26 protein-coding genes are annotated in these 21978 nt (G+C 71.8%); 15 read left to right on the forward strand and 11 right to left on the reverse strand.

The features are described from left to right. Positions 1–389: 389 nt before the first annotated feature. Positions 390–1172: a calcium-binding protein gene (locus tag KUM38_RS24490; RefSeq protein WP_217131640.1), complete on the forward strand. Its 783-nt coding sequence runs from the start codon at positions 390–392 to the stop codon at positions 1170–1172. Between the two features lie 413 nt (positions 1173–1585). Here KUM38_RS24490 and KUM38_RS24495 read toward each other — a convergent pair whose 3' ends face one another. Then, positions 1586–2263: a PH domain-containing protein gene (locus KUM38_RS24495; protein WP_217131642.1), complete on the reverse strand. Its 678-nt coding sequence runs from the start codon at positions 2261–2263 to the stop codon at positions 1586–1588. Positions 2264–2375: 112 nt separating this feature from the next. Between KUM38_RS24495 and deoC the strand changes: the two genes are divergently transcribed. The 3 genes from deoC to KUM38_RS24510 are packed head-to-tail and all read left to right on the forward strand — an operon-like array spanning position 2376 to position 5663. Next, the gene (gene deoC, locus KUM38_RS24500; RefSeq protein ID WP_217131795.1) at positions 2376–3329 is read left to right on the forward strand and encodes a deoxyribose-phosphate aldolase; all 954 of its coding nucleotides are present in this window, start codon (positions 2376–2378) and stop codon (positions 3327–3329) included. Positions 3330–3334: 5 nt separating this feature from the next. Next, positions 3335–4771, forward strand: coding sequence for an aldehyde dehydrogenase family protein (locus KUM38_RS24505; protein ID WP_217131644.1), 1437 nt, complete (start codon positions 3335–3337; stop codon positions 4769–4771). Beyond that, positions 4764–5663 carry an aldehyde dehydrogenase gene (locus KUM38_RS24510; RefSeq protein WP_217131646.1) on the forward strand — a complete coding sequence of 300 codons (900 nt, stop codon included), beginning with the start codon at positions 4764–4766 and terminating at the stop codon, positions 5661–5663. Before KUM38_RS24505 ends, KUM38_RS24510 begins: the two co-directional genes overlap by 8 nt. Before the next feature lie 148 nt (positions 5664–5811). On the opposite strand, the gene KUM38_RS24515 is transcribed toward KUM38_RS24510, so the two are convergent. Continuing rightward, on the reverse strand, positions 5812–6477 hold the full coding sequence (locus KUM38_RS24515) for an NAD(P)-binding domain-containing protein (protein WP_217131648.1): 666 nt from the start codon (positions 6475–6477) through the stop codon (positions 5812–5814). A gap of 100 nt (positions 6478–6577) precedes the next feature. Here KUM38_RS24515 and KUM38_RS24520 point away from each other — a divergent pair, with 100 nt between their 5' ends. Next, on the forward strand, positions 6578–6955 hold the full coding sequence (locus KUM38_RS24520) for a helix-turn-helix domain-containing protein (protein WP_217131656.1): 378 nt from the start codon (positions 6578–6580) through the stop codon (positions 6953–6955). 179 nt (positions 6956–7134) lie between these two features. On the opposite strand, the gene KUM38_RS24525 is transcribed toward KUM38_RS24520, so the two are convergent. The 3 genes from KUM38_RS24525 to KUM38_RS24530 all read right to left on the reverse strand — a co-directional run bounded on the left by KUM38_RS24525 (position 7135) and on the right by KUM38_RS24530 (position 7992). Beyond that, complete coding sequence (locus KUM38_RS24525) at positions 7135–7335, reverse strand: hypothetical protein (protein WP_217131658.1); 201 nt, start codon at positions 7333–7335, stop codon at positions 7135–7137. A 1-nt stretch (position 7336) separates the two neighbouring features. Next, the gene (locus KUM38_RS42990) at positions 7337–7459 is read right to left on the reverse strand and encodes a hypothetical protein (RefSeq protein ID WP_302181266.1); all 123 of its coding nucleotides are present in this window, start codon (positions 7457–7459) and stop codon (positions 7337–7339) included. Positions 7460–7542: 83 nt separating this feature from the next. After that, complete coding sequence (locus KUM38_RS24530; protein ID WP_217131660.1) at positions 7543–7992, reverse strand: hypothetical protein; 450 nt, start codon at positions 7990–7992, stop codon at positions 7543–7545. An 860-nt stretch (positions 7993–8852) separates the two neighbouring features. Between KUM38_RS24530 and KUM38_RS24535 the strand changes: the two genes are divergently transcribed. Next, complete coding sequence (locus KUM38_RS24535; protein WP_217131662.1) at positions 8853–9020, forward strand: DUF397 domain-containing protein; 168 nt, start codon at positions 8853–8855, stop codon at positions 9018–9020. Positions 9021–9072: 52 nt separating this feature from the next. Here KUM38_RS24535 and KUM38_RS24540 read toward each other — a convergent pair whose 3' ends face one another. Further along, a complete protein-coding gene (locus KUM38_RS24540; RefSeq protein ID WP_217131664.1) occupies positions 9073–9411 on the reverse strand; it encodes a hypothetical protein in 339 nt (112 codons plus the stop codon). Between the two features lie 127 nt (positions 9412–9538). On the opposite strand from KUM38_RS24540, the gene KUM38_RS24545 reads away from it, so the two are divergent. Next, the gene (locus tag KUM38_RS24545; RefSeq protein WP_308409034.1) at positions 9539–10180 is read left to right on the forward strand and encodes a uridine kinase; all 642 of its coding nucleotides are present in this window, start codon (positions 9539–9541) and stop codon (positions 10178–10180) included. Positions 10181–10448: 268 nt separating this feature from the next. Here KUM38_RS24545 and KUM38_RS24550 read toward each other — a convergent pair whose 3' ends face one another. After that, entirely contained in the window at positions 10449–11186 is a 738-nt protein-coding gene (locus tag KUM38_RS24550) for a SigE family RNA polymerase sigma factor (protein ID WP_217131666.1), read from the reverse strand. Positions 11187–11429: 243 nt separating this feature from the next. Here KUM38_RS24550 and afsQ1 point away from each other — a divergent pair, with 243 nt between their 5' ends. The 5 genes from afsQ1 (at position 11430) to KUM38_RS24575 (ending at position 15246) form a co-directional block, all read left to right on the forward strand. After that, a complete protein-coding gene (gene afsQ1, locus KUM38_RS24555; RefSeq protein WP_024883374.1) occupies positions 11430–12107 on the forward strand; it encodes a two-component system response regulator AfsQ1 in 678 nt (225 codons plus the stop codon). After that, the gene (locus KUM38_RS24560) at positions 12104–13699 is read left to right on the forward strand and encodes a HAMP domain-containing sensor histidine kinase (RefSeq protein ID WP_217131668.1); all 1596 of its coding nucleotides are present in this window, start codon (positions 12104–12106) and stop codon (positions 13697–13699) included. The genes afsQ1 and KUM38_RS24560 overlap by 4 nt, the downstream gene beginning before the upstream one ends. After that, positions 13699–14322 carry a hypothetical protein gene (locus KUM38_RS24565; protein WP_217131670.1) on the forward strand — a complete coding sequence of 208 codons (624 nt, stop codon included), beginning with the start codon at positions 13699–13701 and terminating at the stop codon, positions 14320–14322. The genes KUM38_RS24560 and KUM38_RS24565 overlap by 1 nt, the downstream gene beginning before the upstream one ends. An 82-nt stretch (positions 14323–14404) precedes the next feature. Then, complete coding sequence (locus tag KUM38_RS24570; protein WP_217131673.1) at positions 14405–14986, forward strand: VanZ family protein; 582 nt, start codon at positions 14405–14407, stop codon at positions 14984–14986. A 59-nt stretch (positions 14987–15045) separates the two neighbouring features. After that, positions 15046–15246 carry a PspC domain-containing protein gene (locus KUM38_RS24575; protein WP_217131675.1) on the forward strand — a complete coding sequence of 67 codons (201 nt, stop codon included), beginning with the start codon at positions 15046–15048 and terminating at the stop codon, positions 15244–15246. 86 nt (positions 15247–15332) lie between these two features. On the opposite strand, the gene KUM38_RS24580 is transcribed toward KUM38_RS24575, so the two are convergent. Further along, positions 15333–15680, reverse strand: coding sequence for an ATP-binding protein (locus KUM38_RS24580; protein WP_217131677.1), 348 nt, complete (start codon positions 15678–15680; stop codon positions 15333–15335). Between the two features lie 138 nt (positions 15681–15818). Next, a complete protein-coding gene (locus tag KUM38_RS24585; protein WP_217131679.1) occupies positions 15819–16976 on the reverse strand; it encodes an adenosine deaminase in 1158 nt (385 codons plus the stop codon). 113 nt (positions 16977–17089) lie between these two features. Here KUM38_RS24585 and KUM38_RS24590 point away from each other — a divergent pair, with 113 nt between their 5' ends. Next, positions 17090–17851: an alpha/beta hydrolase gene (locus KUM38_RS24590; protein WP_217131681.1), complete on the forward strand. Its 762-nt coding sequence runs from the start codon at positions 17090–17092 to the stop codon at positions 17849–17851. A 94-nt stretch (positions 17852–17945) separates the two neighbouring features. Here the strand turns inward: KUM38_RS24590 and KUM38_RS24595 are convergent, their stop codons facing one another. Then, positions 17946–18908, reverse strand: a complete 963-nt coding sequence (locus KUM38_RS24595) for a LysR family transcriptional regulator (protein ID WP_217131682.1) — start codon at positions 18906–18908, stop codon at positions 17946–17948. Between the two features lie 63 nt (positions 18909–18971). Between KUM38_RS24595 and KUM38_RS24600 the strand changes: the two genes are divergently transcribed. Continuing rightward, entirely contained in the window at positions 18972–20273 is a 1302-nt protein-coding gene (locus KUM38_RS24600; RefSeq protein ID WP_217131684.1) for an MFS transporter, read from the forward strand. A gap of 318 nt (positions 20274–20591) precedes the next feature. Next, positions 20592–21608 carry a sigma-70 family RNA polymerase sigma factor gene (locus KUM38_RS24605; protein WP_217131686.1) on the forward strand — a complete coding sequence of 339 codons (1017 nt, stop codon included), beginning with the start codon at positions 20592–20594 and terminating at the stop codon, positions 21606–21608. On the opposite strand, the gene KUM38_RS24610 is transcribed toward KUM38_RS24605, so the two are convergent. Continuing rightward, a complete protein-coding gene (locus KUM38_RS24610; RefSeq protein WP_217131799.1) occupies positions 21492–21890 on the reverse strand; it encodes an STAS domain-containing protein in 399 nt (132 codons plus the stop codon). The genes KUM38_RS24605 and KUM38_RS24610 overlap by 117 nt on opposite strands. Positions 21891–21978 lie beyond the last annotated feature (88 nt).

The following is a 21978-nucleotide window of genomic DNA, read 5'->3' on the forward strand; positions in this document are numbered from 1 at the left end:
CTAGTGAGGCGGGAGTGACACGCGATCGGCACGGACTGGCGCACTCGCCACGCTTCACGTGAAAGTTGCCCCTCGTTCACGGCGCGGCGCCGCGCGTTCCCATGGGGACCGACACGCCCCCTGACGCCGGGTCAGACCGCCGGCCCGGGGCCGGGGAACGCGGCGGCGGCCGCCCGGCCCCCTGAAATTCCAGTCGAATTTTCCCTTCGGCTTTCCGCCGGGAGAACCCGTCCGATATTCGCGCGCATTATTCCAGGGGAATCGCATGCTGTTTTCAGGTCACACACGGAACATTCACAAAACCTGACGCCATGAGTACGCTGCAGACGTCCAATGAGGGCCCGCCGACGACATTGCGACGGGCTTCGACATTCACCGTGGGGATTTCCATGCGCATAAAGAGCGTGTCCGCGTCCTTCGTTGCCGCCGCGTGCGGCGCCATGGTCCTGTCCGCCCTCGCCGCTCCCGCCGCGCACGCGGACGAGCGGTTCGGCGACACCGACATCACCGGCGTGGTCGTCGCCGGCGGTGACCCCGTCGTCCTCGGCACCGGCCCGAGAACGGTGACCGTCGAGGTCACCGCGACCGACCCGGCCGGCCTCCAGGAGATCGACGCCACCCTGTACCACGGCTCGTTCTCCGCCCAGGACGCCGCCATCGCCTCGGACGCGGCCTGCGGGCCCGCCGCCGCGGCCACCACCACCTGCACCCTGACCTTCACCCTCACCCCCGGCACGGCCCCGGCCGACGACGCGCTGGCCGGCACCTGGAGCGTCGGCGCCTACGCGATCGCCGCCGACGGCGACGCCGCCTTCCTGGACTCCGCGGCCTCCTTCGACCTGCGCCGCGAGACCCTGCTGACCGCCGACGCCGCGCCCGAGAAGGTGCGCTGGGGCAGGACCGTCACCGTCACCGGTGAGGTGCGGCACGCGGGCTGGGCGGCCGGCGCGCCGGTCGCCGCCGCGGCCGGGCAGGAGGTGCGGCTGCAGTTCCGCGCGAAGGGCGGCTCCGCCTACCGCACCGTCAAGACCGTGACGACCGCCGCCGACGGCACCGTCTCCGCGAACGTCCGGGCGTTCCAGGACGGCTCCTACCGCTGGTCGTACGCCGGTACGTCCGGCACCGCGGCCGCGGTCTCCCCGGCCGACTGCGTCGACGTGCGCTTCCCCTGAGCCGACCGACCACCGAACGCCGGCGCCGGGCCGTCCCGCACGGGCACCCGGCGCCGAGCCGTCCGTACGGCGCGCCGACGCCGGGCCGTCCGTACGGGCATCCGGCGCGGCCGCCTCGCGCGACACAGACCGGCGACCGGCGACTGACGGCTGACGACCGTCAGCTGGCGACCGGCGACCGGCCGGGACCACGACTCGTGCCGTCCGCGCGGTCACGGGATACGGCACATCTGCCGACCGGCACCTTCAAACCCGGCACACCGCTCGGCCGGCGTCTTCGAACCCGGCGCGCCTGCCGACCCGCACCTTCGAACCCGGCGCGCCTCTCGACCGGCACCTTCCGGACACAGGACAGCGGTCACCACCCACCCGGCACCCTCACCGAAGCCCGAGCCCGCCCCGCGTCCTCGCGCTCACCCGACGGCGAACAGGACCGCCAGCAGCACCGCCCCCGCGACGGCGGGCGCCGCGATCTCGTAGGCCCACCGCACGGTCACCTCGCCCTGCGCGGCCTCGGCACCCTGCCGCCGTTCGTGCAGCTCACGCATCTCGTCCATGGCCCGGTCGCTCTCATGCCGCCGGGGCCCCTCGGCAAGGCCCTCCGCGCCACGGCCGCCGCGGCCGCCCCCGCGGGCGGCCTGTGCCGCGGCCCGCGCCTCCTGCCGGTGCGCCTTGCTGCGGGCCCGCAGCGACACCGGAAGGGCCCACAGCTGGTACTTCGCGCCGGACTCGGTGAAGACCTCGTTGGTGAAACCGGACCGCAGCGAGGCGACCTGCCCCCAGGGCAGCACGATCACGCGGAACGGGTTGCGGACGCGCAGCCGGTCGTCGTTCACGGACACGGCGGGGCGCAGCGTGTAGGCGACGACCAGCGGCACGAGGAAGAGCATCGCGGCGAGGGCCAGCCACGGGGTGCGGCCCTCACCGGCGAACACCGCGTCGACGCCGAGCCATCCCATGACGGCGAGCAGCAGCACACCGCCGACGAGGCCCGCGGGTGAGCGGTAGATGCGGTCCTGGTACTGCGGCTCCGCGGGCCCGGTCGGCTTCGTGGGCTCCGGGTCGGGCGACTGGTGCTCGGGGGACGTCATGCTCCCGATTCTGCACGACGCCCCGGAGGAAGCCGTATGCGGTGGAAGCCGTACGCGATCCCTCACGGGGCTGTACAGCCGCTACGCGCGTAGATATGCTCGTCTGGTGACCATGCCCACCACTGCACCACACGCTCTCAGCGACGTCACCGCGTCCGACGGCACGCTGCGCCGCTTCCTCCACGGGCTGCCCGGCGTCGACGCGGTCGGCCTGGAGGCGCGCGCCGCCTCCCTCGGCACCCGTTCGATCAAGACGACCGCGAAGGCGTACGCCATCGACCTCGCCATCTCGATGGTCGACCTGACGACGCTGGAAGGCGCGGACACCCCGGGCAAGGTCCGGGCGCTCGGCGCGAAGGCGGTCCGTCCCGACCCGACCGACCGCACCACGCCCGCCACGGCCGCGGTCTGCGTCTACCCCGACATGGTGGCCACGGCGAAGGAGGCCGTCGCCGGCTCCGGCGTCAAGGTCGCCTCCGTCGCCACGGCCTTCCCGGCCGGCCGCGCCCCGATCGCCGTGAAGCTGGCGGACGTCCGCGAGGCCGTCGCCGCCGGTGCGGACGAGATCGACATGGTCATCGACCGCGGGGCGTTCCTCGCGGGGAACTACATGAAGGTGTACGACGAGATCACCGCCGTGAAGGAGGCCTGCGGGACGAACGCCCGCCTGAAGGTCATCTTCGAGACCGGCGAGCTGTCGACGTACGACAACATCCGCCGCGCCAGCTGGCTCGGCATGCTGGCCGGCGCGGACTTCATCAAGACCTCGACCGGCAAGGTCGCCGTCAACGCGACCCCCGCGAACACCCTCCTCATGCTGGAGGCGGTCCGCGACTTCCGCGCCCAGACCGGCGTCCAGATCGGCGTGAAGCCGGCCGGCGGCATCCGCACGACCAAGGACGCCGTCAAGTTCCTGGTCCTGGTCAACGAGACCGCGGGCGAGGACTGGCTGGACAACCACTGGTTCCGCTTCGGCGCCTCCTCGCTGCTGAACGACCTGCTGATGCAGCGCCAGAAGCTGGCCACCGGCCGCTACTCCGGCCCCGACTACGTGACGGTGGACTGATCACCATGGCACCCGTTTTTGAGTACGCACCGGCGCCCGAGTCCCGCTCGGTCGTCGACATCGCCCCGTCGTACGGCCTGTTCATCGACGGCGAGTTCACCGAGGCCGCCGACGGCAAGGTCTTCAAGACCGTCTCCCCCTCCACCGAGGAGGTCCTCTCCGAGGTCGCCGAGGCCGGTGAGGCGGACGTCGACCGCGCCGTGCAGGCCGCCCGCAAGGCCTTCGAGAAGTGGTCGGCGCTGCCGGGCTCCGAGCGCGCGAAGTACCTCTTCCGCATCGCCCGCGTCATCCAGGAGCGCAGCCGCGAGCTCGCCGTCCTCGAGACCCTCGACAACGGCAAGCCGATCAAGGAGACCCGCGACGCGGACCTCCCCCTGGTCGCCGCGCACTTCTTCTACTACGCGGGCTGGGCCGACAAGCTCGACCACGCCGGCTACGGCGCGAATCCGCGGCCGCTGGGCGTCGCGGGCCAGGTCATCCCCTGGAACTTCCCGCTCCTGATGCTGGCGTGGAAGATCGCCCCCGCGCTCGCGACCGGCAACACGGTGGTCCTGAAGCCCGCCGAGACGACCCCCCTCTCCGCGCTCTTCTTCGCGGACATCTGCCGTCAGGCCGGGCTCCCCAAGGGCGTCGTCAACATCATCACCGGCGACGGCCGCACCGGCGCCGCGCTGATCGCCCACCCCGACGTCAACAAGGTCGCCTTCACGGGCTCCACGGCCGTCGGCAAGGAGATCGCGCGCACGGTCGCGGGCACCCGCAAGAAGCTGACCCTCGAACTGGGTGGCAAGGGCGCCAACATCGTCTTCGACGACGCCCCGATCGACCAGGCCGTCGAGGGCATCGTCAACGGCATCTTCTTCAACCAGGGCCAGGTCTGCTGCGCGGGCTCCCGCCTGCTGGTCCAGGAGTCGATCCACGACGAGCTCCTCGACTCCCTCAAGCGCCGCCTGTCCACGCTCCGCCTCGGCGACCCGCTGGACAAGAACACCGACATCGGCGCGATCAACTCCGCCGAGCAGCTGGCCCGGATCACCGCACTGGCCGACCAGGGCGAGGCGGAGGGCGCCGAGCGCTGGTCCCCGGCCTGCGAACTCCCGGAGAACGGCTTCTGGTTCGCCCCGACGCTCTTCACGAACGTCACCCAGGCGCACACGGTCGCCCGCGACGAGATCTTCGGCCCGGTCCTGTCCGTCCTCACCTTCCGCACGCCGGACGAGGCGGTCGCCAAGGCCAACAACACCCCGTACGGCCTGTCGGCGGGCATCTGGACGGAGAAGGGTTCGCGCATCCTGGCGGTCGCGAACAAGCTCCGCGCGGGCGTCATCTGGTCCAACACGTTCAACAAGTTCGACCCGACCTCGCCGTTCGGCGGCTACAAGGAGTCGGGCTTCGGCCGCGAGGGCGGCCGCCACGGCCTGGAGGCGTACCTCGATGTCTGAGAAGTCCGAGCAGCGACTGAGTGTCTTCAAGACCTACAAGCTGTACGTCGGCGGGAAGTTCCCGCGTTCCGAGAGCGGCCGGGTGTACGAGGTGACCGACGCAAAGGGCAAGTGGCTGGCCAACGCCCCGCTCTCCTCCCGCAAGGACGCCCGTGACGCGGTGGTCGCCGCGCGCAAGGCGTTCGGCGGCTGGTCCGGCGCGACGGCGTACAACCGCGGCCAGATCCTGTACCGGATCGCGGAGATGCTCGAAGGCCGCCGTGACCAGTACGTCGCGGAGGTCGCCGACGCCGAGGGCCTGTCGAAGTCGAAGGCTGCGGCGCAGGTCGACGCGGCGATCGACCGCTGGGTCTGGTACGCGGGCTGGACCGACAAGATCGCCCAGGTGATCGGCGGCGGCAACCCGGTCGCCGGCCCCTTCTTCAACCTGTCCTCCCCCGAACCGACGGGCGTGGTCGCCGTACTGGCCCCCCAGGAGTCGTCCTTCCTGGGCCTGGTCTCGGTGATCGCCCCGGTCATCGCCACCGGCAACACGGCGGTCGTGGTGGCCTCGGAGAAGTCCCCCCTCCCCGCCCTCTCCCTCGGCGAGGTGCTGGCCACCTCCGACCTCCCCGGCGGCGTGGTCAACGTCCTCTCCGGACGTACGGCGGAGATCGCCGCCCCGCTCGCCGCGCACCAGGACGTCAACGCGATCGACCTCGCGGGCGCCGACGAGGTGCTGGCGAAGGAGCTGGAGATCGCGGCCGCGGACAACCTCAAGCGCGTTCTGCGTCCACAGCCTGTGGACGACTGGTCGGCGGCCCCCGGCACCGACCGCATGACGGCGTTCCTGGAGACCAAGACGGTCTGGCACCCGACGGGTTCCCTGGGCGCGTCGGGCTCCGCGTACTGACGCGCGCGAGCGGCCCCGGCGGCTTCCGATGCCGTCGGCCCCGCCCCGGCACCATGAGGGGAGCGTTTCTCCAGGCACGACGCCGCTCACGCGGTGTTTCACCTGGAGAAACGCTCCCCTCACCGAACGGCGCACGTGAGAGACACACCTACTCCTGTACGCCGACACGCCTGTCGTCCGAGTGGAGGTGAGGGACGGCGGAGCCGGGGTCGAAGCCCGCGAAGGCCAGGCCGATGACGAAACCCGCCGCTTCCTCCAACTGACGAACGCGAGCCAGCGCTCCCAGGAGCGCCGGCACTCCGCCGACGTCACGGACCAGCTCACCGACGACGTTCAGTGCCGCCGTGTCGTCACCGCACATCGCCACCGTCGCACGAGGGTGGCCATCACCGGGCGGGCGCGTCCACTGGTCGGCGGGAAAGAGGTGGAACGCCTTGACGACCTGGGCTCCCGGAGCCAGCCCGGCGATGCGCTCCGCCATGGACTCGCCGTATTCGGTGAGCAGAGTGCCGACGCCGTGCACGACGGCGTTCGTGGGGTCGATCAACGGCATCCCGTCGAGCGCGCCACCGGACGCGCCCACCGATTCCAGCATCTCCTCGACGCCGTCCCAGGACACGGCGAGGAGCACCGCATCGCGCCCGGCGACCGTCTCACGCGGGGTGGCGGCACGGACCCCGTGGCCCAGCCGCTCGGCGAGTTCCTCTGCCTTGGCCTGCGAGCGTCCACCGATCACTACCTCATGTCCCGCCCGGGCCCAGCCCTCTCCGAGGGCCGCCGCCAGCGTTCCCGTTCCCAGGATCCCGATGCGCATCCGTCTGTGCCTCTCCCGTAGCGGTCGGTCGGATGGCTACGGTAGGCAAGGCGTTACGCACCGATCGGTGCGTGACCGGCGCGCGATGATGGGCGGCGAGATGACTGATCACGACGCCCACTGCCATGATCTGGTCGCCGATTGCCGTCTGCGCTCGGCCACCGATCTCCTCGCCCACACCTGGGATCCCGTTGTGCTGGCGGCACTTCGCGTGGGCCCACGACGGCGCCGTGAGCTGCGCGCCGCGATCGGAGGCATGAGCGACAAGGTGCTGACCGAGTCCTTGCGCCGTCTGCTCGCGCACGGACTGATCGAGCGGCACGCCCGCGCCGAGGCGCCACCACGCGTCGACTACGCCCTGACCGGCTTGGGGCAAAGCCTGGTCGAGGGCCCGATGACCGCGCTCGGACGCTGGGCGCTCGAACACGGCGACGAACTTCTCGAAGCCCAGGAGTCCAGCGCCACGAGAGGTCTGTGAGCGCGGCTTGACATGGATCAAGCCGTCGTTCCTGCGGGTGGAGCACCGAGGAAGGCCAGAAGACGGTCCTCAGGTGAAACGGGCGCCTGCCAGGGTGCGATGGACCCCGAACGCGACGTACGACTTCAACCGCTTCCACTCCAGTCACAGCCCGGGTCCGGCGGTGGCGCCCGCGCGCCTCACCGCGCCGCCCCCTGACCGGCCCGGAGCGCGGTGGCAAGCGCACGGGCCGTGGCCACGTTGCAGCGCCCCAGGTCGATCCACGCGAGCGGAGCGGACCCGGCGCACGAGGCCGCGTCGAGTCCGAGGGACGGCAACGTCACCCCCGCCGCCTTGAGCGCGTCGCGCAGCTCCGCACACGCCCGTTCGGCGTCTCCCACCTCAGAGAACCTCCCCTCTGCTGCGGGCGTCGGCCCTGGCGATCCGGGCCCGCAGCAGTGGCTCCGCCCGTTCCAGGACGTGCAGCGGCCGCACGTCGGCGGGCAGCGCCGTCCACATTCGCACCCACACTGTCACCAAGCGCGACCACCGTTGGTGGACGTCCTGTTCCCCTGTGCCACCGGGGAACAGGCGCCTCGCGCAGGGGTTCAGCCCTGGAGCTTCATGCCCTTGGGTGAGGTGAGGCCCTCGGTGGGGTGGGCACGGAACGTCGCCGTCCAGACGGTTGGCGGACAGGACGTGCCGTTGGGGTGCTGTTCCGTCAGTTCGGCTCCGGTACTGTCCTCGACGACCGTGTCGCCGCTCTTCGCGGATGTCACGATGAGCCGCACCGGCACGGTCTTCGCACCGACGTCGTCGGGCAGGCGGACCGCCAGCGACATGAACGGGTCGCCGGAACTGCCCGACGCCCGCTCCTCGCAGGCGTCGTTCACGCACAGCCGGATTCTCGCCGCGTCCGGCCCGCCGAAGTCGGCGGGCTGCCACACGACGGACACCTGCGAGTCCGCGGCGGCCTCGGTGCACGGCGTGTCCCCGCCGAGGACCGAGCATCCGGTCAGGGCCACCGCCAGCAGCGGGACGAACAAGGCTCGGCGCATGTCAATACCTCGCTACGGTGCCGGGGAAGGCGCTGTTGGCCAGCCCGATGTCGGTGAAGCACAGCCAGCACGGGCCGAAGAGGCCGCCGCTGTTGTCGTCGCCGCCTCCGCGGCCTCGGCGGACGCGGGCTCGTTGAGCAGGGGCAGCGGGGCGCACACGAGAGCGGTCAACAGGCCTGCCGCCGGCGCTCGTCGTCCGATGCGGGATCTTCGCCGGCCGGGAACCGGGGCGATCGGCGTGCGGTCGTACACAGAGGAACCTTCCCACCCATCTCGGTCAAAGGTTGGATGATCTTAATGTCCATGCATGGCATGTCCACAAAGAGACCATGCCGCTCCGGCCGAACGGACGGGGCGGCCGGACGAGGCTTGGCTTACAAGCCGCCGCACACGAAGGGAAGTTGACACCAACCGGCCGAGGCGGATCCACTTGACCTGCCACCACGTCAACCGAGCCGACCAGTAGAGCGGTTGACGCGCCGCGAGGACGTCACGGCCGCATCACGAATCCGTCCTGGTGGTCCATGACGATCCCCCGCGTGTCCCGCCGTACGTCATGGGCGAGTTCACCGACCGGGAGCCGGGTCCCACTTGGTGCGGTCTGCCACCGCTCCCGGAGAAGCCGGACGCGGCACTCGGAACAGGGGAGTCGTTTCAGGGGCTGCGGGGAACGGTGAAGCGGGATCGCACACCGAAGCGAGGGCCGCCAGGAGATCCCGCGGCGGGAGCCACGGGGAAGTCATCGACGACCGGGAAGCCGTCACCCAGCACGTGCAAGAGCACGATCCGAAGAAAGCCTGCGCTCTCTCGCCACACGAGTCGGCAACGCCGATCGAGACGATGCCGGAGACATACGAGTCATGAGAGCCACCCCAGACCTGAGCACCACTTGGCGCAAGTCCTCCTCCAGCGGGGGCGAGCAGGGAGACGAATGCGTCGAGGTCTGCGACGACTTCCCCGGCACGGTCCCCGTCCGCGACAGCAAGGACACGTCCGGACCCGTCCTGATACTGGACGCGGCGGCCTGACAGCCCTTCGTCGATGGCGTCAAGGGCCGTTTCCTGCAGGACGGACGAGGGGTCAGTTCCTCAGCGCGTCCGTCGCCTGTCCCGCCACCGGGATGCCGCCGATCGACGGCGCCTGGGCGACCGGGCCGGTGACCGATCGAGAATCCACCGGCTGGAAGTCGGCGACCTGCGTGCCGACGCCGTTGTCGAGCGGGTCGACGCCCGTGCCGGCGAGTGGGTTGGGCTTGAGGCCGGCGACCGCGTCCACGGCGTGGCCCGCGTCGTCGAGGACCGGTACGGAGTCCACGGCCGCCGCCGTCGTCACGCCCGCGCCGAGCGCCACGCCCGCCGTCGCGAGGACCGCCAGGGCGCGTCGGACGGTCGGCGTCTTGGGTGCCTTGTGTCGGGCCATCGCTCTGCCACCTGTCGCCTTCGCTGGGTGATCGGGTCGCCGCGCAGCGTAGTGGAGATGTGACGCGCGCTTCAAAGCCGTACTGCGGGGCGTACGCCGCGCGGGCGATGCCTCAGACTGGTGTCCCGTGAGTTCCCAGTCGCCCATATCCGCGCGAGTCGTGCTGCTCTGCGGCCCCTCCGGCTCCGGCAAGTCCCTCATCGCGGCCCGTTCCGGTCTTCCCGTGCTGCGCCTCGACGACTTCTACAAGGAGGGCGACGACCCGACCCTCCCCCTCGTGGCGGGCAGCACGGACATCGACTGGGACCACCCCGGCTCCTGGGACGCGGACACCGCCGTCGCCGCGATCGAGCGGCTGTGCCGCACGCGTCGTACGCCGGTTCCCGTCTACGACATCTCGCTGAGCGCCCGTACGGGCGAGACGGCCGTCGACATCGGCGGGACCCCGCTGTTCATCGCCGAGGGCATCTTCGCCGCGGAGATCGTCGAGCGCTGCCGCGAACTCGGTCTGCTGGCCGACGCGCTCTGCCTGAACCGGGGTCCGGTGCGGACGTTCCGGCGGCGGTTCCTGCGGGACCTGAAGGAGGGCCGCAAGTCGGTGCCGTTCCTGCTGCGCCGCGGCTGGCGGCTGATGCGGCTGGAGCGGACGATCGTGGCCCGCCAGACGGCGCTGGGCGCGTACGCCTGCGACCGGGACGAGGCGCTGGGCCGCCTCGCGAGGGCGGCGGTCGCCGGGCGTACGGCGACGGGGACGAGCACGCCGGCCTAGCGGGGCGCCCGCACCACCGGGCGCATACGAAAGGCGGGACTGGGCGGGCCCCCCGGCCCTCCAGTCCCGCTGTTTCGCACTCCCCCGTGATCCCCCCGGATCCCTCTTGCTCCCCCGTGATCCCCCCGGATCCGCAGAGGTCCCCCGTGACCCCCTCGTGCATCCCCCTCCGGTCCCCCGCTTGTCACGGCGACGTCCCCCGACGCCCCCGCGGTCCCCCCGCTTCTCGCGGCGACGTCCCCCGACATCCCCGCGGTCCCCCGTACCCTCAGGCGACGAGCTCCCCGAAGGCGTTCTCCTCGTCACGGCCGAAGCTGAGGACCTCGTCCTCGCGCAGCCGGCGGAGCGACCGCCAGATGCTGGACTTCACCGTGCCGACACTGATGCCGAGGATGTCCGCGATCTCCGGGTCCGTGCGCCCCTCGTAGTAGCGCAGGACCAGCATGGTGCGCTGGAGCTCGGGCAGCCGGGCCAGCGCCTGCCACAGCACGGCGCGCAGCTCGGTGCCGCGCATCGCGTCCGTGTCACCGGCCGTCTCCGGCAGTTCCTCGGTCGGGTACTCGTTCAGCTTGCGGCGGCGCCACGCGCTGATGTGCAGGTTGGTCATGGTGCGGCGGAGGTATCCGCCGACCGCGGCCTTGTCGCTGATCCGGTCCCACGCCCGGTAGGTCGAGAACAACGCGCTCTGCAGCAGGTCCTCGGCCTCGAAGCGGTCGCCGGTCAGGTGGTAGGCGGTGGCGTACAGGGAGGCGCGGCGCTCCTGGACGTAGGCGGTGAACTCCGCCTCCGACAGCGAGCGGCGCTCCCCCGAGCCCTCCCCGTACGCGTTCCCCCCGTTCGTGTCCCCCGTGGGCGCGTCAACCACCGTCATGATCGTGGTGTGCTGACGCCCGGTGCCGCGGGCGCACCCCCGCATGCCCGCCGCACCGGACTTCTCGGAACCCCGGTGCACGTCGTGCAGACGCGTGATCACTGCGCTGGTGCTGGTGCCGTGCAGCGTGTTCATCTCGCGCCCCCCGTCGTGGACTTCCGGTGTTCTGTCCTGCTGTTGTGCTTGTGTCGAAAAGCTTGCCCGGGGACCTTCATGGCCGTGTCAGCCGACTGTCACAGGCGTGTCACAGAGGTCGGTCACGGTGGGTCCACAGGTTCTCCACAGGTGTCCGTGCACGTAGCGGCACGTATGCGGGCTCAATGGGCATCTGTCGTCCACGGGTCGAACAGGGGGCCCTCCATGGGCCAGAATGAGCCCGTGCCTTCCCTGTTGCTGATCGAGGACGACGACGCCATCCGCACGGCCCTGGAGCTCTCACTGACGCGCCAGGGTCACCGGGTGGCGACCGCTGCCAGCGGTGAGGACGGTCTGAAGCTGCTGCGTGAGCAGCGGCCGGATCTGATCGTGCTGGACGTGATGCTGCCCGGCATCGACGGGTTCGAGGTGTGCCGGCGCATCCGGCGCACGGACCAGTTGCCGATCATCCTGCTGACCGCGCGCAACGACGACATCGACGTGGTGGTCGGGCTGGAGTCCGGCGCCGACGACTACGTCGTCAAACCGGTGCAGGGACGGGTGCTGGACGCCCGTATCCGGGCGGTGCTGCGGCGCGGGGAGCGGGAGTCCAGCGACTCGGCGACCTTCGGCAGCCTGGTCATCGACCGTTCGGCGATGACCGTGACCAAGAACGGCGAGGACCTCCAGCTGACGCCGACCGAGCTGCGGCTGCTCCTCGAGCTGAGCCGGCGGCCGGGTCAGGCGCTGTCCCGGCAGCAGCTGCTGCGGCTGGTGTGGGAGCACGACTACCTGGGCGACTCGCGTCTGGTGGACGCGTGTGTCCAGCGGCTGCGCGCCAAGGTCGAGGACGTGCCGTCGTCCCCGACCCTGATCCGTACCGTGCGCGGTGTCGGCTACCGGCTGGATCCGCCTCAGTGACACAGGAGCACGACGGGGAGACCCGCGGCTGGTCCGCGGCGCGCAAGGGAGTCTGGTCACGGCTGCGGTTCACCAGCCTGCGCCTGCGGCTGGTCGTGGTGTTCGGGCTGGTCGCGCTCACCGCCGCGGTGTCCGCGTCCGGCATCGCGTACTGGCTCAACCGCGAGTCGGTGCTGACCCGTACCCAGGACGCGGTGCTGCGCGACTTCGAGCAGGAGATGCGCAACCGGGCGGGCGCGCTGCCCGAGCGCCCCACGCAGGACGAACTGCAGCGCACGGCGGGCCAGATGGCGAACAGCAGCCAGCGCTTCACCGTGCTGCTGGTCGCCGAGAACCCCGACGGGCGGACCGTGTACGGCAGTTCGGGCGGGCTGAACGGCTTCTCGCTGCGGGACGTGCCGGTCTCGCTGCGCGAGGCGGTGACCGAGCGGCAGAAGATCACGTCGAACAACAAGTACCCGCACCATCTGTACTGGCAGCGGATCGTCGACGACGACACCCCGTACCTGGTGGCGGGGACGCGGGTGATCGGCGGCGGGCCGACCGGCTACATGCTGAAGTCGCTGGAGCCGGAGGCCAAGGACCTCAACTCGCTGGCCTGGTCGCTGGGGATCGCCACCGGGCTGGCGCTGATAGGCGCCGCGCTGCTCGCGCACGCGGCGGCCACGACGGTGCTGAAGCCGGTGCAGCGGCTCGGGGTGGCCGCGCGGCGGCTCGGCGAAGGGAAGCTGGACACCCGGCTCAGGGTGTCGGGCACCGATGAACTGGCTGACCTGTCGAGGACGTTCAACAAGGCGGCCGAGGCGCTGGAGAAGCGGGTGGCGGACATGGCGGGGCGCGACGAGGCGTCCCGGCGGTTCGTGGCGGACATGAGCCACGAGCTGCGTACGCCGCTGACCGCGATCACGGCGGTGACCGAGGTCCTGGAGGAGGAGCTGGACTCCGAGGGCGGCGGCATCGACCCGATGATCGAGCCCGCGGTACGGCTGGTGGTGAGCGAGACCCGGCGGCTGAACGACCTGGTGGAGAACCTGATGGAGGTGACCCGCTTCGACGCGGGCACCGCCCGGCTGGTCCTCGACGACGTCGACATGTCCGACCAGATCACCGCCTGCATCGACGCGCGCGCCTGGCTGGACGCGGTCGACCTGGACGCCGAGCGCGGCATCCACGCCCGGATCGACCCGCGCCGGCTGGACGTGATCCTGGCGAACCTGATCGGGAACGCGCTCAAGCACGGCGGATCGCCGGTGCGGGTCTCGGTGCGGGAGGACGGCGCGGAGGGCGCCGGGGACGGGGGCGCGGTGGTCATCGAGGTGCGGGACCACGGTCCTGGCATCCCGGAGGAGGTCCTGCCGCACGTCTTCGACCGCTTCTACAAGGCGAGCGCCTCACGGCCGCGTTCCGAGGGCAGTGGCCTGGGCCTGTCCATCGCGCTGGAGAACGCCCACATCCACGGTGGCGAGATCACCGCGGCCAACTCCCCCGAGGGCGGTGCCGTGTTCACCCTGCGGCTGCCGCGGGACGTGTCCGCGCGGAGCGCTTCGGAGAAGGACGGCGAAACCGGGGACGAGGGCGCTGAGGGGGCCTGATGAACGTACGACGGACTGCCGTACGCCGTGTGCCGGTGCTGCTGGCCGCGGGAGCGCTCGGGGCGCTGCTCGCCGGGTGCGGGATACGGGCCACGGAGGTGCCGACCGACTTCGGTCCCGCGCCGTCGCGGGTGAGCTGCTCCCCGGCCGGGCAGGAGGCGTCGGCGCAGGCGGAGCGGGGACTGCCGGTGCAGGTGTTCCTGCTGTGCGGGTCGTCGCTGGTGGCCGTGGACCGGACGGTGCGGGTGCCGGACGGGGCGGCGGACTCGCGGCGCGTGCTGGTGGCGCAGGGGCTGCTGGACGAGTTGTCGCGGGAGCCGTCGGCCGCCGAGCAGCAGGCCGGGTACAGCACGCGGGTACGGAGCGGGACGACCGTGAGCGGTCCGCGGCCCGGCGATCCGGAGGACACGCTGCGGCTGAGCACCGTGCCCGGGAGTCTCACCTCCGCCGGGCTCGCGCAGATCGTGTGCACCTTCTCCGACTCGGCGGCGGCCGAGGGCGACGGCTCGGTGATCCTGGGCGGCCCCGACGACGCCCGGCCGCGCCGCTACGCGTGCACGGACGAGGTCCGGTCCCGTCCGGACGACGAGGAACCGCCGTCCTCGGAGGTCACCGGCGGGTGAGCCCGCGTTGTGGCGCATGCCTCATGCGGTGAACGGGTGACGTCCCGGAACCGATCGTGCCGGAGGCCGCGTCTAGGGGGGCGTGCAGCGTCAAGGCCTCATCGGCGGCTCCGCCGCGACCCGTATCCGTGTGACAGGGGGTCTCCTCCTGGCCGCGTATCTCGCGTTCGTCGCCTGGTACACGCTGCGCCCCCTGGACGTCCCCTGGGTGATGCCCGCCAATCTGCGGCCGCTGGACGGCATCCGGGGCGACTTCGCGCTGGGCTGGATGACGGGGGTGCGCCGGGTCTGCGAGGGGCTGGCGCTGCTCGCGCCGCTGGGGGTGCTGCTGCCGATGGCCGGGGGCCGGCTGGCCGTCTCGCGGCTGGGTTCGCTGATCCGCACCACGGCGGCGACCGCGCTGGTGTCGCTGGCCGTCGAGATGTTGCAGACGGCGGTGCCGGGCCAGGTCGTGGACGTCGACTCGCTGCTGCTCAACACGGCGGGCGCGGCGCTCGCGCATATGACGGTGGTGCCGGCGGGCCGCGCCCGGCTGCACCGCCGGGCGGTACGGCGGTCCGTCACGGCCCTCCTCACGGAGGAGCCGGCTCAGGGGAGGACCCCGACGATTCCCAGGGTCGGGATCGCCCCGTGGAGCGACGCTTTGCCCCCTTCGTCTCCGTAGCGTGGAGTGTACGGAGGCAGCCGTTCGGGCGGCCTCGCACCGCTCACGAAGGAGTCGCGATGAGCCGCCTCGCCCGCCCCACCGACAACCGCATGATCGGCGGAGTGTGCGCCGCGCTGGCCCGGCGCTTCGGCACCTCGGCGACCACGATGCGGGTGATCTTCCTGCTGTCGTGTCTGCTTCCGGGGCCGCAGTTCCTGCTGTACGTGGCGCTGTGGATCCTGTTGCCGTCGGAGGACAAGGCCCGCGCGGCCTGGTGACTCCGCGGCGCCGTCTCCCGCGCGCACGCCGATGGGGCGCACCCGGTTCCGGGTGCGCCCCATCGGTACGTTTCCGCCTGACGGGATCAGGCGCCGACCGGCATCCCGTTGAGGGCGAGGCCCTGGGTGGGCAGCTCCTGCAGCGGCAGGCCGCCGAGGAGGCCGGTGGCCGGAGCCTCCTGGCCCGCCTGCTCGACGACCGGCTGCGCGGTCGCCAGACCGGTGTCGGCCAGCTCCTGCCCCGTCGCCAGCACCTTCTCCGAGCCGGGCAGCGTGGCGGTCAGCTTCTCCGCCGGTACGGCCTGGCTGACGGTGTCCAGCACCGGAGCGGCGTCCGGGACGGCCGGGGCCGCGTTGGCGGCGCCGGCACCGGCGGCGGCGAAGGCGGCACCCAGCACGGCGACACCGAGGGTCTTGGCAGCAGACTGCTTCATGTAAATGCGTCCTCGAAATGGGATACGGGGGGTGAGCGGTGCTGAGACCGTAAACACGGGGCCCCTCCCGCCGCAAACATCGAAATACGGACGACTTGTGAACGTCGACCGTGTTCGGGTTTCCCGCGGACGCCGCCCTCAGCCTTCCTTTGCCGGAGAACCGCTGGTGGAAGCCGTCTGACGGAACAGCCATTCGGATTTCAGCTCGGCGTAGCCGGGCTTGATGACGTCATTGATCATGGCCAGTCGTTCATCGAAAGGGATGAAGGCGGACTTCATAGCATTGACGGAAAACCATTGGAGGTCGTCGAGCGTGTAACCGAATGCGTCGACCAGGTGCTCGAATTCCCGGCTCACGGTGGTGTGGGACATCAGGCGGTTGTCGGTGCTCACCGTGACCCGGAAGTGCAGCCGGCGCAGCAGGCCGATGGGATGCTCGGCGTACGAGGCGGCGGCCCCGGTCTGGAGGTTGGAGCTCGGGCAGAGTTCCAGCGGGATGCGCTTGTCCCGGACGTAGGAGGCCAGCCGGCCGAGCTCGACCGTGCCGTCGTCGCGGACCCGGATGTCGTCGATGATGCGCACCCCGTGTCCCAGCCGGTCGGCGCCGCACCACTGGAGGGCCTGCCAGATGGACGGCAGCCCGAACGCCTCGCCCGCGTGGATGGTGAAGTGGTTGTTCTCCCGCTTCAGGTACTCGAAGGCGTCGAGGTGCCGGGTGGGCGGGTAGCCGGCCTCGGCGCCCGCGATGTCGAAGCCGACGACGCCCAGGTCCCGGTAGCGGTTGGCGAGTTCGGCGATCTCCAGCGCACGGGCGGCGTGCCGCATCGCGGTGAGCAGGGCGCCGACCCGGATGCGGCGGCCGTTCTCCCGCGCGCGCCGCTCCCCCTGCCGGAAGCCCTCGTTGACCGCCTCGACGACCTCTTCGAGGGTCAGTCCGCCGTCGAGGTGCTGCTCGGGCGCGTAGCGCACCTCGGCGTAGACGACACCGTCCTCGGCGAGGTCCTCGGCGCACTCGGCGGCGACCCGGACGAGGGCGTCGCGGGTCTGCATGACGCCGACGGTGTGCGAGAACGTCTCCAGGTACCGCTCCAGGGAGCCGGAGTCGGCCGCGTCCCGGAACCACAGGCCGAGCTTGTCGGGATCGGTCTCGGGGAGCTGGAGGTACCCGTTCTCGCGGGCCAGTTCGACGACGGTGCCGGGGCGCAGCCCGCCGTCGAGGTGATCGTGCAGCAGGACCTTGGGCGCCCGGCGGATCTGCTCCGGCGTCGGGGTGTTCGCGATGGTCTGGCTCGTCATTTCCGCACTCTAACTCCTACGCGCGTAGATCGCTGGGTGGGCGCATGCGTCGATACGCAACGGTGACCGCACGGCCGGGTGGAGTACACCCGCACTTCTGAGAATGTTCTGTCATGGCACAGGAAGCGACGCCGGTTCGCACGGCCCGGCTGGGGAGGGCGCTCGGCCCGGAGCCGACAGCGGTGAGCGGAGTGGTGCTGCTGCTCCCCGGCGGCGAGGAGGTGTCCGGCCGCAGACCGTCCGCCGTGCTGGCGGCCGCCTCCGTACGCGCCTTGGGACGCCGTCTCACCCGCGCGGGCCGGGACCGGGGTCTCGCCACCCATGTCGTCCACTACCGCTACCGGGGCTGGAACGGCAGCGAGGCGCATCTCGCGCGCGACGCCGCGTGGGCCGCCGCCGAGGCCGTACGGCGCTACGGAGACGTCCCCGTCTGCCTCGCCGGGATCGGCATGGGCGGCAGGGCCGCGCTCCGCGCGGGGGGCCACGAGGCCGTCAACTCCGTGCTGGCGCTGGCCCCCTGGCTGCCGGACGAGGACGTGGCGGCACCACCCGAACCGGTGAAACAGCTCGCCGGGCGGCGGGTGCTGATCGTGCACGGCACGAACGACGCGCGGAGCGATCCCGAGTTGTCGTTCCGGCTGGCGGCGCGGGCGAAGAAGGCGAACCGGGAGGTGTGCCGGTTCGAAGTCCATTCGGACGGGCACGGCTTGAGCCAGTACCGGGACGAAGTGCTGGCGCTGTCCGAGGACTTCGTGATGGGGGCGTTGTTCGGGCGGGCGTTCTCGCGGCCCGTGCAGGACGCCTTGGCGGCGCCTCCGCCGTTGGGGTTGCGGATGCCGCTCGCCGCCGGGTTCGGCAAGTCCTTGCGGCGGTAGCGCCGGTGGGGTTGGTGTTGTGTCGCCGCCGCGGGCCGTCGGTGGCTGGTCGCGCCCACGCGGCGGAGCCGCAGATCGATACAGCCCCGCACCCCTAGGTGGGCAGCAGTGTGCCCCTCTTGGAGAGCAGGAACTTCTTGAAGGCCGCCACGGGGGGTGTGTCCGGACGGCCGGCCAGCCAGGCCACGCCGATCTCCCTCGCCGCCCTGGGGGCCGTGACCGTCAGTTCCACCACTCCGGGGCGGGGGAAGGCCGGTGGGGGGAGGAGGGCCACACCCAGGCCCGCCGCCACCAGGCCGCGCAGGGTCTCGGCCTCCTCGCCCTCGAAGGCGATGCGGGGTTTGAAGCCGGCCTGCGCACAGAGGTCGTCGGTGATGCGGCGCAGGCCGTAGCCGGGTTCCAGGGTCACGAAGGTCTCGTCGGCGGCCTCGGCGAGGCGGATGCGGCGGCGGACGGCGAGGCGGTGGTCGGCGGGGACGACCAGCCGCAGCTTCTGCTCGTCGAGGCGGCGGGCGACGAGGTCGGGGGCGTCGGGCACCGGGGAGGTCAGGCACAGGTCGAGTTCGCCCGCACGGAGGCGTTCCAGCATCGCCTCGCCGTAGTTCTGGACCAGGCTGAAGCGGATGCGCGGATGGTCGGCACGGAAGGCGTGCAGCAGGCCGGGTACGGTCTCGGCGCCCATGGTGTGCAGGAAGCCGAAGGCGACCTTGCCGGTGGCGGGGTCGGCGTCGGCGCGCACCTCGTCGGCGGCGCGTTCGATCTCGGCGAGGGCGCGTTCGACGGAGGCGAGGAAGGTGCGGCCGGCCGGGGTGAGGGAGACGGTGCGGCCGTGGCGGGCGAACAGGTCGACGCCCAGGTCCTGTTCGAGGCGAACCATCGCCCGGGAGAGGGTGGACTGCGGGACCTGCATCTCCTGGGCGGCACGGGTGACGTGCTCGGTACGGGCGACGCCGGCGAAGTGGGCGAGGCGGGGTGCGAGCAGCCTCGACATGTCGTCCGTGTCTCGTGTGTCACTGGTCCGTGACAGCCGACTCCGTGACCTCTGCTCATGCACCATGGGAACGATTATGACGATTCCGTGCATTGGACGGATGAGCGGGGGCGTACGTAGCTTCGAGGCATGACTCCCGCCAGTACCGGGGCGTCCACCAGCGTGGGCGCCGTCGCATCCGTTCCTTCGCCTTTTTCGACCCCGCCCGTCCCCGCGGCCGTCCCCGAGTCCCGGATGTCTCCGGGCGGGCCCGGTTACCGCCGGATGAGTCTCGCCCTGTTCCTCGCGGGCGTCGCGACCTTCGCGCTGCTGTACTCCACCCAGGCCCTGCTGCCGCTGATCTCCGACGACCTCGCGGTGAGCGCGGGGGACGCGAGCTGGACGGTGGCGGCGGCGACCGGCGGCCTGGCGCTGTTCGTGCTGCCGATGAGCGCGCTGTCGGAGCGTTACGGACGGCGTACGGTCATGACGGCCTCCCTGGCCGTCGCGGTGACCCTCGGACTGCTGGTGCCGTTCGCGCCGTCGCTGGGCACGCTGGTGGCGCTGCGCGCGCTGCAGGGGGCGGCGCTGGCCGGGCTGCCGGCGTCGGCGACCGCGTATCTCGCGGAGGAGGTCACGCCGAAGGCGCTGGTGACCGCGATCGGGCTGTTCGTGGCCGGCAACAGCGTCGGCGGGATGAGCGGCCGGGTGATCACCGGCTGGGTGGCGCAGGAGTGGGGCTGGCGGGTCGCCGTCGGGGTGATCGGCGTGGTCGCGGTGGCGTGCGCGGTGGCGTTCCGGCTGCTGCTGCCGGCGCCGAAGCACTTCCGGGCGGGCTCGCTGCGGCCGGGTGTGCTGGTGCGGACCGTCCGGGACCATCTCGCCGACCCGCTGCTGCGGCGGCTGTACGCGATCGGCGCGCTGTTCATGACGGTGTTCGGCGGTGTCTACACGGTCATCGGCTACCGGCTGACCGAGGCGCCGTTCTCGCTGCCGCAGGGCATCGTGGGCTCGATCTTCCTGGTGTACCTGGTGGGCACGGTCTCGGCGTCGGCGGCGGGGCGGCTGGTGGGCCGGCTGGGCCGCCGGGGCGCGCTGTACGCGGGCGGCGGGACGACCGCGGCGGGACTGCTGCTGTCGCTGGCCGGGTCGCTGCCGGTGGTGCTGCTGGGGCTGGTGCTGATCACGGCGGGGTTCTTCGCGGGGCACGCGGTGGCGTCGTCGGCGGTCGGGAAGACGGCGACGGTGGGGCGGGCGCAGGCGTCGGCCCTGTATCAGTCCGCGTACTACGTCGGGTCCAGTGCGGGCAGCACGGTGGGGGCGCTCGCGTTCCACGCGGGGGGCTGGGGCGGGACGGTGGCGGTCGGGCTGGTCGCGGTGGCCGGGGTCGTGGCGATCACCCTGGCCGGGACGCGGGCGGCGGCGCGGGCGGCCGTGGCCCGGCCGGCCTGAGTTCTGCCGCCCCCGCCGCCCCTTCCCGTCCCGTCCCCGAGGGCTGCGCCCCCGGACCCCCGTTTCAGCCCTGGACGGGCCTCGTCCTCAAACGCCGGACGGGCTGACTCCCAGCCCCTCCGGCGTTTGAGGAGCGGGGTCCGGGGCGGAGCCCCGGGTCGGGACGGGAAGGGGCGGCGGGGGCGATGAATCTCCTGCGTCAGCAGCTCTGACCTGCACGTTCGTTCACCCGGCGGGCCGTTGTCAGTGGGCTGCGGTAGCTTCCGGAGTGGTGGGTGCGATGGTGCGCCACGAGAAGCCACATGGGGTGGGTGGACGATGATGAACAGCACCGCGACGACGACCGATCTGGACGCCAGGCTGGAGGCGCACCGGGTCGAACTGACCGGGTACTGCTACCGGATGCTGGGCTCCTCCTTCGAGGCGGAGGACGCGGTGCAGGACACGATGATCCGCGCCTGGCGCAGCTTCGACAAGTTCGAGGGCCGCTCCAGCCTGCGCTCGTGGCTCTACCGCATCGCGACCAACGTCTGCCTGGACATGCTGACGGCGGGCAACAAGCGGGCCCGGCCGATGGACCTGACGGAGTCCACACCGCTGGCGCAGGCCGCCCTGTCGCCCCGCCCGGACAGTACGTGGCTGGAGCCGATGCCCGACTCCCGGGTGCTGCCCACGCCCGCCGACCCGGCGGAGGCGGCGGTCGCCAAGGAGTCGGTGCGGCTGGCCTTCATGGCCGCGTTGCAGCAGCTGCCGGCCAGGCAGCGGGCGGTGCTGATCCTGCGGGAGGTGCTGGCCTGGAAGGCGAGTGAGGTCGCCGAGCTGCTGGGCACGTCGGTCGCGTCGGTGAACAGCGCGCTCCAGCGGGCCCGGGCGACGCTGGCGGAGCGGCAGCAGCCGGGCGCCGACGCGTCGGTGTCCGACCCGCTGGACGAGGAGCAGCAGAAGCTGCTCGAGCGCTATGTGGCGGCGTTCGAGGGGTACGACATGTCGGCGCTGACCGCGCTGTTGCACGAGGACGCCCTCATGACGATGCCGCCGTTCGACCTCTGGCTGACCGGCGTCGACGACATCACGGGCTTCATGACGACGCTGGGCGCCCCGTGTGCGGGTTCGCGGCTGGTGCCGGTGGAGGTCAACGGGCTGCCGGGGTTCGCGCAGTACAAGCCGGACCCGGAGGCCGGCGGTTTCACGCCCTGGGCGGTCCAGGTGCTGGAGATATCAGACGGCCGGATCACCGGGTTCCACTGTTTTCTCGACACCAAGCGGTGGTTCCCGCTGTTCGGGCTGCCCCTCCATCTCGAAGCGGAGGCCGACCAGGTCGAGCAGAGCGCATAGCGACGGGGAGGGGTCGCGCAGCCGTATCCGGCCGCCGGACCGGCGGGCGGTGAGCTGGAGCCGTGCGAGCAGGTTCACGGCGGCGAGACCGGCCGGTCCCAGCCCGGCGACATCGCACACGACCACCCTGCCCGGGCCGCCGCCACCGCCGCCCTCCATCAGCGCCCGCAGCGCATCGCAGGGCCCGCCCACCTCGTCCGGGGTGAGGGGGCCGCTGAGCACGAGCACGGGCGGTGTCATGGCGTCCACGATCGGTAGACCGGGCGGCGGCGCGTAACTCATCGCGGGGGTCGGCGCCGTAAGGATCACATTGACCTGGGTACGCCCCTCCCCGGAGGGTTGGGTGTATGCGCCATAGATCATCCCCGCC

Source organism: Streptomyces sp. AC558_RSS880 (assembly GCF_019049255.1).
Classification (GTDB): Bacteria; Actinomycetota; Actinomycetes; order Streptomycetales; family Streptomycetaceae; genus Streptomyces.

Bases quoted from the DNA above. Each gene is read 5' to 3' on its own strand.
- KUM38_RS24490 (WP_217131640.1), top strand. From the start codon at position 390: ATGCGCATAAAGAGCGTGTCCGCGTCCTTCGTTGCCGCCGCGTGCGGC.
- KUM38_RS24495 (WP_217131642.1), bottom strand. From the start codon at position 2,263: ATGACGTCCCCCGAGCACCAGTCGCCCGACCCGGAGCCCACGAAGCCG.
- deoC (WP_217131795.1), top strand. From the start codon at position 2,376: ATGCCCACCACTGCACCACACGCTCTCAGCGACGTCACCGCGTCCGAC.
- KUM38_RS24505 (WP_217131644.1), top strand. From the start codon at position 3,335: ATGGCACCCGTTTTTGAGTACGCACCGGCGCCCGAGTCCCGCTCGGTC.
- KUM38_RS24510 (WP_217131646.1), top strand. From the start codon at position 4,764: ATGTCTGAGAAGTCCGAGCAGCGACTGAGTGTCTTCAAGACCTACAAG.
- KUM38_RS24515 (WP_217131648.1), bottom strand. From the start codon at position 6,477: ATGCGCATCGGGATCCTGGGAACGGGAACGCTGGCGGCGGCCCTCGGA.
- KUM38_RS24520 (WP_217131656.1), top strand. From the start codon at position 6,578: ATGACTGATCACGACGCCCACTGCCATGATCTGGTCGCCGATTGCCGT.
- KUM38_RS24530 (WP_217131660.1), bottom strand. From the start codon at position 7,992: ATGCGCCGAGCCTTGTTCGTCCCGCTGCTGGCGGTGGCCCTGACCGGA.
- KUM38_RS24535 (WP_217131662.1), top strand. From the start codon at position 8,853: ATGAGAGCCACCCCAGACCTGAGCACCACTTGGCGCAAGTCCTCCTCC.
- KUM38_RS24540 (WP_217131664.1), bottom strand. From the start codon at position 9,411: ATGGCCCGACACAAGGCACCCAAGACGCCGACCGTCCGACGCGCCCTG.
- KUM38_RS24550 (WP_217131666.1), bottom strand. From the start codon at position 11,186: ATGAACACGCTGCACGGCACCAGCACCAGCGCAGTGATCACGCGTCTG.
- KUM38_RS24565 (WP_217131670.1), top strand. From the start codon at position 13,699: ATGAACGTACGACGGACTGCCGTACGCCGTGTGCCGGTGCTGCTGGCC.
- KUM38_RS24575 (WP_217131675.1), top strand. From the start codon at position 15,046: ATGAGCCGCCTCGCCCGCCCCACCGACAACCGCATGATCGGCGGAGTG.
- KUM38_RS24580 (WP_217131677.1), bottom strand. From the start codon at position 15,680: ATGAAGCAGTCTGCTGCCAAGACCCTCGGTGTCGCCGTGCTGGGTGCC.
- KUM38_RS24585 (WP_217131679.1), bottom strand. From the start codon at position 16,976: ATGACGAGCCAGACCATCGCGAACACCCCGACGCCGGAGCAGATCCGC.
- KUM38_RS24590 (WP_217131681.1), top strand. From the start codon at position 17,090: ATGGCACAGGAAGCGACGCCGGTTCGCACGGCCCGGCTGGGGAGGGCG.
- KUM38_RS24595 (WP_217131682.1), bottom strand. From the start codon at position 18,908: ATGGTGCATGAGCAGAGGTCACGGAGTCGGCTGTCACGGACCAGTGAC.
- KUM38_RS24600 (WP_217131684.1), top strand. From the start codon at position 18,972: ATGACTCCCGCCAGTACCGGGGCGTCCACCAGCGTGGGCGCCGTCGCA.
- KUM38_RS24605 (WP_217131686.1), top strand. From the start codon at position 20,592: ATGATGAACAGCACCGCGACGACGACCGATCTGGACGCCAGGCTGGAG.
- KUM38_RS24610 (WP_217131799.1), bottom strand. From the start codon at position 21,890: ATGAGTTACGCGCCGCCGCCCGGTCTACCGATCGTGGACGCCATGACA.